Consider the following 10,217-nt stretch of genomic DNA (forward strand, 5'->3'; position numbering starts at 1 on the left):
TGTGGGAAAGGCGGCTGCCGGGGCGCCCCGCATCCGGCCGGGTAAAACCTGTCGGACGCCCCTCGGGGCGGATGCTCAGGCGACGAGGCTGCCGATGACGTCGAGCCGCAGCTGCGCGGCGACGGCGATGACGAGGTAGTCGACGACCACGATGAGCGGCAGCCACGACAGCACGATCTCGCCGAACCTGCGGCCGCGCCCCCACACACCGGCGCGCAGGGTCCAGCCCAGCACCGACCAGAACAGCGGGATGGTGACGAGCCAGACGACCATGCACCACGGGCAGAGGGAGCCGTACTCGAACACGCTGCGATAGGCGAGCACGTGCACGAACACGAACCCGCCGAGCACGAACAGCGCGTAGACGCGCCAGTACCAGGCCCGCAGACCGCCGCGTGCCGCCAGCGCGCTCACGCCGGCGTAGACCGGGCCGACGAACAGCACGATGCCGATGAGCGAATTCGAGAAGCCGAGCAGGTTGCCGCCCGGGCTGAGCAGGTTGGGGCCGCACGTGACGATCGGGCTGATGTCGCACGAGATGAGCGCGTCGCCACCGGTGAGCTGCCCGATGTACTCGTGGTAGAGCAGGAACGACACGATCCAGCCGAGGAGGCCCGCGACGATCCAGAACACGGCGAGGCCGCGTCCGGGTCGCGGGTCGGATGCCGTCATGCTCGAGTCGCTGTCCACTCCCCCATTGTGGAGCCCGGCATCGGGTCACGGCATCCACCGGGCCGTGAGAAGCCGGCGTCAGCGAGCGCGGGGGTGCGAGGTGACGTACACGTCGCGCAGCGCGTCGACCGTGACGTGGGTGTAGATCTGGGTCGTCGCGACCGAGGCATGGCCGAGCAACTCCTGCACGACGCGCACGTCGGCACCGCCGTTGAGCAGGTGGGTCGCGAAGGAGTGCCGCAGGGTGTGCGGGGAGACGTGCGCGGTCAGGTGCGCCCGTTCGGCGGCCTGCTGCATGACCAGCCACGCGCTCTGGCGGCTGAGCGGCGCGCCGCGCGCCCCCAGGAACAGCCGCGGCGTCGCGCGTCCGCGGCGCGACAGCTCGGGGCGGGCCCGGGCGAGGTAGGCGTCGACGGCGGCGCGGGCATAAGACCCCACCGGCACGATCCGCTCCTTGCCGCCCTTGCCCCGCACCCGCAGCACATCGCCGTGGGCGAGATCGTCGACGTCGAGCTGCACGATCTCGGACACCCGCGCCCCGGTCGCGTAGAGCAGTTCGAGCAGCGCGCGGTCGCGCAGCCGCACGATGCTCTCCTCCCCCGACGCCGCATCGGCCCCGGGAGCAGGCCCCGCGGCATCCAGCAGCGCCTCGACCTGCGCGATGGTGAGCGCCTTCGGCAGGCGCTGCGGCATCTTGGGCGGACGCAGTCGCGCTCCGGGGTCGTCGGCGCTGATGCCTTCGCGTGCCAGGAACCGGTGGAAGCCGCGCACCGACGACTGCATCCGGGCGAGGCTCGTCGCCGCCGGGGGCGGGACGCGTCGGGCCTGGTCGGCCGCGAACGACGCGACGACCGCGGGCGTGACCTCCGCGGTGTCGGTGGTGCCGTGATCGCGCAGCCACGACCGGTACACCGCGAGGTCGCGGCGGTAGGCGGCCACGGTGTGCTCGGAGAGCCCGCGTTCGACCGACGTGTGCCTCAGGTACGCGTCGACCGCACGCTCGAGCTTCACGCCTGCGGCGCCCCCGCGTCGCCGATCGGGCGCGATCGCCGCGGCCACGGCTCGTCGCCGGCGGCGAGGGTCGCCCAGTCGCGGGCTCGGGCGGCGTGCGCGGTCAGCACTCCGATGACGAGGGAGGGATTCTGCACGCGTCGGGCGAGCACCGCGTCGAGGGCCTCGTCCAGCGGCACCCACCGCACCTCGATGTCGGCCTCCTCCTCGGTGCGGGCGAACACCTCGTCGGCCGCCGACAGCCCGCGGGCGAGGTAGATGCGGATGGCCTCGTCGCTGCCGCCCGGCGAGGTGGTGAACTCCGCGAGCACGTTCCACCGGTCCGCGACGAGATCGGCCTCTTCGGCGAGCTCGCGCTGCGCGGCGCGCAGCGGCTGCTCCTCGGCGATGTCGAGCAGCCCGGCAGGGATCTCCCAGTCGCGCATGCGCACCGGATGCCGGTACTGCTTGATCAGCAGCACCCGGTCCTGCTCGTCGAGGGCGAGCACGGCCACGGCGCCGGTGTGGTCCATGTACTCGCGCACCATGGGTGCCCCGTTGTAGAGCACCTCGTCGCGGCGGATGTTCCACACCCGACCCTCGAACACCGTCTCGGTCGCGGTGACCTGCGCCGGCGCCGGATCGTCCTGCAGCGGTGCCGTCACGCCGCGGTCAGTCATTCTCGACGTCGAACAGCTCGGAGGCGCGGTGACGGTCGAGTGCGGCGGCGATGAGACCGCGGAACAGCGGATTGGCCTCGGTGGGGCGCGAGCGCAGCTCGGGGTGGGCCTGCGTCGCGATGTAGTACGGGTGCTCGTCCCGCGGCAGCTCGACGTACTCGACGAGGCCGCGCTCGGGCGAGATGCCCGAGAAGACCATGCCCGCGGCGGCGATCCGGTCGCGGTAGTGGTTGTTGACCTCGTAGCGGTGGCGGTGACGCTCCGACGCGGTGTTCGCACCGTACACCTCGGCGGCCAGCGACCCCTCGGCGAGGTCGGCGGCCATGAGGCCGAGACGCATCGTGCCGCCCATGTCGCCGCGGTCGATGATGTCGACCTGCTCGGCCATCGTCGCGATCACCGGGAACGGCGTCTCGGGGTCGAACTCGGTCGAGGAGGCGCCCGCGAGGTCGGCCTTGTTGCGCGCGTACTCGATGACCATGCACTGCAGGCCGAGGCAGATGCCGAGGGTGGGGATCCCCTGCTCGCGCGCGAACTTCAGCGCGCCGAGCTTGCCCTCGATGCCGCGGATGCCGAACCCGCCGGGCACGACGATGCCGTCGACGGCGGCCAGCGCCTTCTCGGCACCCTCGGGCGTCTCGCACAGGTCGGACGGGATCCACGTGACGGTGACCTTGGTCTCCTGAGCGAACCCGCCGGCCTTCAGCGCCTCGGTGACCGAAAGGTACGCGTCGGGCAGGTCGATGTACTTGCCGACCAGACCGATCGTGACCTCGTGCTTCGGGTTGTGCACGGCGTCGAGCACCTTGCTCCAGCGGGTCCAGTCGACGTCGTCGGCCTTCCCCGCGAGGCCCAGCGCGTCGACGATGTAGGAGTCGAGGCCCTGGCTGTTGAGCATCGTGGGGATGTCGTAGATCGAGGGTACGTCGACGGCGTTGACGACGGCATCCTCGTCGACGTCGCACATGAGCGCGATCTTGCGCTTGTTCGACTCGGTGACGGGACGGTCGCTGCGCAGCACGAGGGCGTCGGGCTGGATGCCGATCTGGCGCAGGGCCTGCACGGAGTGCTGCGTCGGCTTGGTCTTCTGCTCGCCGGAGGCGCCCATGTAGGGCACGAGGGAGACGTGCACGAAGAAGACGTTCTTGCGTCCGAGCTCGTGGCGGATCTGCCGGGCCGACTCGATGAACGGCTGCGACTCGATGTCGCCCACGGTGCCGCCGATCTCGGTGATGATGACGTCGGGCTTCGGCGTCTCATCGGCCTGCAGACGCATGCGCCGCTTGATCTCGTCGGTGATGTGCGGGATGACCTGCACGGTGTCGCCGAGGTATTCGCCGCGACGCTCCTTGGCGATGACCTGCGAGTAGATCTGCCCCGTCGTGACGTTGGCGGCCTGGCTCAGCTCGATGTCGAGGAAGCGCTCGTAGTGGCCGATGTCGAGGTCGGTCTCGGCGCCGTCGTCGGTGACGAAGACCTCGCCGTGCTGGAACGGGTTCATCGTCCCCGGGTCGACGTTGAGGTACGGGTCGAGCTTCTGCATGACGACACGCAGGCCGCGGGCGGTGAGGAGATTCCCCAGGCTCGCGGCGGTGAGACCCTTGCCCAAAGAGGAGACGACACCGCCCGTCACGAAGATGTGCTTGGTGGTGTCGTTCGAAAAGGTGCCCGCGTCAGTAGTGTCCGTCACGGGCTTTCATCCTATCAGTCGGGGATCGGCGAGGCTCAGCAGTTCGCGAGCGTGTTCGAGCGCGGCGGCGGAGTCGGGCATCCCCGACAGCAGCCGGGCCATCTCGGCTTCCCGATCGGCACCGGCGAGGGTCTGCACACTGGATGCCGTCACGGAGCCGTCGTGGGATTTCACGACCGTCAGGTGGTTCGACGCGAACGCGGCGACCTGTGCGAGGTGGGTGACGGCGATCACCTGGCTCGAACGCGCCAGCTGGGCCAGGCGCCGGCCGACCTCGATCGCGGCGGCGCCGCCGATGCCGGCGTCCACCTCGTCGAAGACGAAGGTCGGCACGGGGTCGACGGCGGCCAGCACGACCTCGATCGCGAGCATGACGCGGCTGAGCTCGCCGCCCGACGCACCGCGCGCCACGGGGCGGGCCGTCGCACCCGGGTGCGGGGCGAGCAGGAGGGTGACCTCGTCGCGGCCGGCGCCGGTCTCGGCGCCTTCCTCGACGGCGACGACGAGCTGTGCGTCGGGGAGCGCGAGATGCCGCAGCTCCGCGGTGACGGCGGACGACAGTGCGGCGGCGGCGGTCGTCCGGGCGGCGGTGAGGGTCGCGGCGACGGTGTCCAGTTCGGCGCGGGCGACGTCGCGCTCGGTCTCGAGGCGCGCGGCTCGGTCGCCGTCGTCGTCGAGTTCGAGCAGGCGCCGGGAGCCGGTCTCCCGCAGCGCGAGCACCTCGTCGAGGCTGTCGCGGCCGCGCAGCAGCGCCGTCAGCGCGGCGCGGCGCTCTTCGACGGCGGCGAGCTCGTGGGGACCGGCCTCGTCGAGGTCGGCGAGGTACGCGCTGAGTTCGGCCGACAGGTCGGCGACGCGGTAGCCGAGCTCCTCGAGCTGCGCGCCGAGGTCGCCGAGGGTGGCGTCGCTGGCGGCCGCCCGTTCGAGGGCGCGACGGGCGTCGGCCAGCAGACCCGTCACGTCGGCGCGGTCGTCTTCGCTCGAGAGCGCCTCGTGGGCGGTGGCCGCAGCGACGCGCAGGTCCTCCGCGTGCGCGAGTCTCTCGGCGCGCTGCGCGAGCTGCACGTCTTCACCCGGTTGCGGGTCGACGGCCTCGATCTCATCGAGCACGGCACGCAGATCCTCTGCCTCCCGCCTGCGGGCGGCGCGATCGGCGGTGAGGTTCTCCAGCTCGGATGCCGCAGACCGCCAGCGTCGGTACGCGTCACGGTACGAGGCGAGCGCGGCGGCGACGCTCTCCCCGCCGAACCGGTCGAGGGCGTCGCGCTGGGCGGCGGCGGACTTCAGCCGCAACTGGTCGGACTGTCCGTGGACGACCACGAGCAGGTCGGCGAGGTCGGCGAGCACCCCGGCGGGGGCGCTGCGGCCGCCGACGGTGGCGCGGCTGCGGCCCTCGGCACTGAGCGAACGGCCGAGATACAGCTCCGCGGTGCCGTCGCCGAGGGGTTCGAGCTCTCCCCCGGCCTCCTGCACCCGCTCGGCGACCGGGCCGTCCTCGGGCACGATCCACAGGCCGTCCACGCGGGCGGCGTCGGCGCCGCCGCGGACGGCGGCGGAGTCGGCGCGCGCGCCGAGCAGCAGGCCGAGCCCGGTGACGACCATGGTCTTGCCCGCCCCGGTCTCACCGGTGATGGCGGTGAAGCCCGGACCGATCGGCAGGGTGGCGTCCGCGATGACACCGAGGTCCCGCAGCGTCATCTGCTCGATCATTCGGCGCCCTCCGTGGCGGGGCCCCGCCATCCGGTGACGGGCAGGCGGAACTTGCGCACGAGACGGTCGCCGAACGCCGCCGGGTGCAGTCGCGCGAGGCGCACCGGAGTGTCCGATCGCCGGACGACCACGCGGGCACCGGGCGGCAGATCGTGGGAGCGCCGGCCGTCGGCCCAGAGAATGCCGTTGCCGTACGTGCGGGTGAGCACCTCGATCGCGACGGTCACCTCCGGTCCCACCACGAGCGGCTTCGCGAACAGCGCGTGCGCCGACAGCGGCACGACCGCGATCGCCTCGACGGTCGGCCAGATGACGGGGCCGCCGGCCGAGAAGTTGTACGCGGTCGAACCGGTGGGCGTGGAGACCACGACGCCGTCGCAGCCGAAGCTCGACAGCGGCCGGCCGTCGATCTCGATGACGACCTCCATCATCCGCTCGCGCGCGGCCTTCTCGACGGTGGCCTCGTTGAGGGCGAACGTCTCGTAGGCGACGGCGTCGTCGGCGTCGTGCACCGCGACGTGCAGCGCCATGCGCTCCTCGACGTCGTAGTCGCAGTCGATCACGCGCCGCATCGCGTCGTCGAGCACGTCGGGGTCGATCTCGGCGAGGAAGCCGACGTGCCCCATATTGATGCCGAGTATGGGCGCCGTGCCGTCGCGCACGAGTTCGGCGGCGCGCAGGATGGTGCCGTCACCGCCGAGCACGACGGCCAGTTCGATGTCGCCGACCTCGACGTCCTCGCCGAGGGTCAGCAGCGGCCCCGCGTCGAGGGCGATCGAATGCTCCTCGTCGTCGGCGGGCAGCACGGCCCGCAGTCCGGCGTCGGTGAGCGCGGAGATGACGCGTCGGGCGGCCGCGACGGTGTCGGGTCTGCGGGCGTGACCCACCACCAGGACGTTGCGCGCTGCGCCGGTCATGCCTCTCCCGCCAGTCGGTTCACGATGCTCAACCATTCTGTCGGATTGCCCGCGTCGCCCGTCGCGGCGACGGGCCGCAGCCACGCCACGTACTCGGCGTTGCCGTGCGTGCCGACGATCGGGCTGGCGATCAGACCCGCCGTCCCCAGCCCCGCATCCCACGCCGACCACAGCACGCCGGCAACCGCATCGGCGCGCTTTCCGGCATCCGTCACGAGCCCCTCCCTCACGCCCGTGCGGCCGACCTCGAACTGCGGTTTGACGAGCAGCACCACGTCGGCGTCGGGATCCATGGTCTCCGCCACGGCGGGGAGCACGTGGGTGAGGGAGATGAAGGAGAGGTCGCCGGTGATCAGGCCGGGACGCTCGGTCACGCCGGATGCCGCGGCCAGCGCCGCGGGGTCCATGTAGCGGACGTTGAATCCTTCGACGCACACGACCCCGGGGTCGGCGGCGACGACCGGGGACAGCTGGCCGTGTCCGACGTCGACGGCGACGACGGGGTGGGCGCCGCGCTCACGCAGCACCTGTGTGAAGCCGCCGGTCGAGGCGCCCATGTCGAGGGCGACGCGGCCCGAGACGGGCACCTCGAAGGCGTCGAGGCCGGCGATCAGCTTGTGGGCGGCGCGGCTGACGTAGTGGTCGGATGCGGCGACCGCGAGCCGGGCGTCGTCATCGACCTTCGTGGACGCCTTCACGACGCCGCGGCCGTCGACGGTCACGAGGCCCTGCTCGATGAGCTGGGCGGCATGGGTGCGGGAGCGCGCGAGGCCGCGGGCGGCCAGGGCGGCATCGAGACGCGCCGTCATGCGTGGTGGTCGCGGGGGCCGGACTCGAGCCGTCGGGCGAGTTCGTCGTGCAGGGCGGCGTAGGCGGCGACGCGCTCGTCGAGCGGCTGCTCTTCGATCACCTCGAGGTCGGAGAGCAGGTCCTCGTGCGTGCGGCCCTCGCCCGCGGCATCCGTCGACATGCGCTCAACGATACGCGGGGTCGCCCGGTACGCGGGGTCAGGGGCGGTGGAACGGATCCGCGTACAGGCGTTCGGGCACGCGGAACCCGTAGATGGCGCGGCCGGAGTTCCAGATCGCGGCGCTCGCGGCGCGGAGCAGGTCGATCGGCCGGTCGCCCTCGGCGAGGATCCGCAGGTCGGGTCCGTCGATCTGCACCCCGGCGCGCCCCACCCAGGTGGCATCGCCCTTCACGACAGTCGCCGGGTACGGTTCGTGGAGCTCGCGCAGATCGCCGACGATGTACGTCGGGCGGGAGGTGGCGGGGGCGGCGAGCACGTGCTTCGGGCGGTCGACACCGGTGAGCACGAGCACCGACGGCATCCCGGCGGCCTGCGCGCCGGCGATGTCGGTGTCGAGGCGGTCGCCGATGAACAGCGGAGACCGCGCGGCGAAGCGGGCGACGGCGACGTCGAAGATCGCACGCTCGGGCTTGCCGGCGACCGTCGCGAGACGGCCGACGGCGGTGTGCACGGCGGAGACGAGCGTGCCGTTGCCCGGTGCGATGCCGCGGGCCTGCGGGATCGTCCAGTCGGTGTTGGTGGCGATCCAGGGGATGCCGCCCTCCTCCTCCGGCGTCGCGAGTGCGTACGCCGCCTCGGCGAGGTGCTGCCAGCCGACATCGGGGGCGAACCCCTGCAGCACCGCGGCGGGGCCATCGTCGGCGCTGCGCGTGACGGTGTAGCCCGCCTTCTCGAGTTCGAAGACGAGGCCGTCTCCGCCGATGACGAGGATGGTCGCCGGTGCCGGCACGCGCTCGGCGAGCAGACGCACGGCCGCCTGGGGACTGGTCACGACGTCGTCGGGACGCGTGTGCAGACCCAGATCGCGCAGGTGCGCCGCGACCGTGGCGTCGCGGCGGGAGGCGTTGTTGGTGATGTAGCCGAGCCTGCGGGTCTCGCCCGCGCGGTTGAGGCTCTCGATCGCGTGCGGCAGGGCACCGGGGCCCGCGTAGACGACGCCGTCGAGATCGGCGAGGACGAGGTCGACGCCGTCGAGCGGGGTGCGCGGCTTCGCGCCGAACAACGCCATCAGTGCGCGTCGTCCGGTGCGGGGCCGTCCTCGGGCTGGGACGGGTCGGCAGCGGGCTCGGATTCCGCATCGACGGGCTCGGCGTCTTCGGGGGCCGCGTCGTCGTCTTCGGGGAAGGCGATCTCCTCGACCTCGTCGATCTCGATCACCTCGAGGTCGGCGTCGACGGCGCCGAGCGCCTCGGCGGCCACCTCGGCGCGCCGACGCCACTGCGCCGCCTCGCCGTCGCGGCCGAGCTCCTCGAGCACGGCGGCTCGGGCGGCGAACAGCGCCGGGCTCCAGGAGAACGCGCGATCGGGGTCGAGCTCGGGGATGTCGAGTTCCTGCAGTGCCCGCTCGGACTCGCCGAGGTCGAGCCGGGCGCCGGACATCGCGATCGCGAGTTCGACGCGCACCTCGATCGGCAGGGCCGCGCGGTCGACGCCGCGGCCGGCTTCGAGCGCCCGGTCGGGACGACCGACGCCGCGCTCGCTGTCGACGATGAGCGCGATCTGCTCGTCGCTGCCCGAGATGCGTCGGTGCGTGCGCAGTTCCCGCAGCGCGAGGGCGAAGTCGCCCACCGCGTAGGCGGTGATGGCGACGGTCTCGCGCACCACGGCGACGCGGCCGGCCCGCTGCGATGCGGCCAGCGCGTGTTCGTGCGCCGCGGCGGGGTCGTCGTCGATGAGGCGCGCGGCCATCACCAGGTGCCGGGCGACCTGCTCGGCGTTCTCCGCACTGAGGGTCTTCAGCTCGTTGCGCGCCGACCCGGGGAGGTCGCGTGCGGTGACGTCCTCGGGGATCTCGGGACCGCGCGACGCGCGGCGCTCGGAGCTCTGCGGCGGCCGCGACGCACGCCGCTCACCGTCGCGCTGTCCGTAGGGCTTGCGGTCGCCGTCACGCTTCTCGTAGGGACGACGCTCACCGTCGCGCTTCTCGTACGGCCGACGCTCACCATCGCGCTGACCGTACGGCTTGCGGTCGCCGTCACGCTTCTCGTACGGGCGCTTCTCGCCATCGCGCTTCGGGTAAGGCTTGCGGTCGCCGTCACGCTTCTCGTACGGACGACGCTCACCATCGCGCTGACCGTACGGCTTGCGGTCGCCGTCACGCTTCTCGTACGGGCGCTTCTCGCCGTCGCGCTTCGGATACGACTTGCGGTCACCGTCTCGCTTCTCATACGGACGACGCTCACCGTCGCGCTTCTCATACGGACGCTTCTCGCCGTCGCGCTTCGGGTACGGCTTGCGATCCCCGTCTCGGTGACCGGCCCCGCGCGGCCGGTCGTCGCGGCGGCTGTTCGTGGAGGCGGGCGTGTAGCGGGGACGCGAACCGCCCCGGGGTCGGTCGTCGCCGTCGGGTCGTCGCTCGTCGCTCATCTTCTCTTCCTCTCACGAACCGTGTTAACGAGAAAAGGCCACCCAGCACTGGGTGGCCAATTCACGAAAGAAGTCCGGCGGTGTCCTACTCTCCCACAGGGTCGCCCCTGCAGTACCATCGGCGCTGAGAGGCTTAGCTTCCGGGTTCGGAATGGGACCGG

General features: G+C 72.2%; 10 protein-coding genes and 1 rRNA gene. All 11 read right to left on the bottom strand.

Features of this window, described 5'->3' with window-relative positions; genetic code table 11:
- Positions 1–75: 75 nt before the first annotated feature.
- A complete protein-coding gene (locus C7474_RS09430; protein WP_241965177.1) occupies positions 76–690 on the bottom strand; it encodes a vitamin K epoxide reductase family protein in 615 nt (204 codons plus the stop codon).
- Positions 691–750: 60 nt separating this feature from the next.
- Entirely contained in the window at positions 751–1,683 is a 933-nt protein-coding gene (xerD, locus tag C7474_RS09435; protein WP_121059421.1) for a site-specific tyrosine recombinase XerD, read from the bottom strand.
- Entirely contained in the window at positions 1,680–2,342 is a 663-nt protein-coding gene (locus C7474_RS09440; RefSeq protein WP_121059223.1) for an NUDIX domain-containing protein, read from the bottom strand. The genes xerD and C7474_RS09440 overlap by 4 nt, the downstream gene beginning before the upstream one ends.
- Positions 2,335–4,032 carry a CTP synthase gene (locus C7474_RS09445; RefSeq protein ID WP_121059225.1) on the bottom strand — a complete coding sequence of 566 codons (1,698 nt, stop codon included), beginning with the start codon at positions 4,030–4,032 and terminating at the stop codon, positions 2,335–2,337. The genes C7474_RS09440 and C7474_RS09445 overlap by 8 nt, the downstream gene beginning before the upstream one ends.
- 6 nt (positions 4,033–4,038) lie before the next feature.
- A complete protein-coding gene (recN, locus tag C7474_RS09450; protein ID WP_121059227.1) occupies positions 4,039–5,742 on the bottom strand; it encodes a DNA repair protein RecN in 1,704 nt (567 codons plus the stop codon).
- A complete protein-coding gene (locus tag C7474_RS09455; protein WP_121059229.1) occupies positions 5,739–6,659 on the bottom strand; it encodes an NAD kinase in 921 nt (306 codons plus the stop codon). Before C7474_RS09455 ends, recN begins: the two co-directional genes overlap by 4 nt.
- On the bottom strand, positions 6,656–7,468 hold the full coding sequence (locus tag C7474_RS09460; RefSeq protein WP_121059231.1) for a TlyA family RNA methyltransferase: 813 nt from the start codon (positions 7,466–7,468) through the stop codon (positions 6,656–6,658). Before C7474_RS09460 ends, C7474_RS09455 begins: the two co-directional genes overlap by 4 nt.
- The gene (locus tag C7474_RS15155) at positions 7,465–7,629 is read right to left on the bottom strand and encodes a hypothetical protein (protein ID WP_199692408.1); all 165 of its coding nucleotides are present in this window, start codon (positions 7,627–7,629) and stop codon (positions 7,465–7,467) included. Before C7474_RS15155 ends, C7474_RS09460 begins: the two co-directional genes overlap by 4 nt.
- A gap of 37 nt (positions 7,630–7,666) precedes the next feature.
- On the bottom strand, positions 7,667–8,698 hold the full coding sequence (locus C7474_RS09465; RefSeq protein WP_121059233.1) for an HAD-IIA family hydrolase: 1,032 nt from the start codon (positions 8,696–8,698) through the stop codon (positions 7,667–7,669).
- Positions 8,698–10,056, bottom strand: coding sequence for a primosomal protein (locus C7474_RS15300; protein WP_241965178.1), 1,359 nt, complete (start codon positions 10,054–10,056; stop codon positions 8,698–8,700). The genes C7474_RS09465 and C7474_RS15300 overlap by 1 nt, the downstream gene beginning before the upstream one ends.
- A gap of 72 nt (positions 10,057–10,128) precedes the next feature.
- Positions 10,129–10,217: ribosomal RNA gene (gene rrf / locus C7474_RS09475) — 5S ribosomal RNA — on the bottom strand; the annotation flags it as partial.

It is taken from the genome of Microbacterium telephonicum (genome assembly GCF_003651225.1).
Taxonomy (GTDB): Bacteria; Actinomycetota; Actinomycetes; order Actinomycetales; family Microbacteriaceae; genus Microbacterium; species Microbacterium telephonicum.

Bases quoted from the DNA above. Each gene is read 5' to 3' on its own strand.
- C7474_RS15300 (WP_241965178.1), bottom strand. From the start codon at position 10,056: ATGAGCGACGAGCGACGACCCGACGGCGACGACCGACCCCGGGGCGGT.
- C7474_RS09465 (WP_121059233.1), bottom strand. From the start codon at position 8,698: ATGGCGTTGTTCGGCGCGAAGCCGCGCACCCCGCTCGACGGCGTCGAC.
- C7474_RS09455 (WP_121059229.1), bottom strand. From the start codon at position 6,659: ATGACCGGCGCAGCGCGCAACGTCCTGGTGGTGGGTCACGCCCGCAGA.
- C7474_RS09460 (WP_121059231.1), bottom strand. From the start codon at position 7,468: ATGACGGCGCGTCTCGATGCCGCCCTGGCCGCCCGCGGCCTCGCGCGC.
- C7474_RS15155 (WP_199692408.1), bottom strand. From the start codon at position 7,629: ATGTCGACGGATGCCGCGGGCGAGGGCCGCACGCACGAGGACCTGCTC.
- recN (WP_121059227.1), bottom strand. From the start codon at position 5,742: ATGATCGAGCAGATGACGCTGCGGGACCTCGGTGTCATCGCGGACGCC.
- C7474_RS09440 (WP_121059223.1), bottom strand. From the start codon at position 2,342: ATGACTGACCGCGGCGTGACGGCACCGCTGCAGGACGATCCGGCGCCG.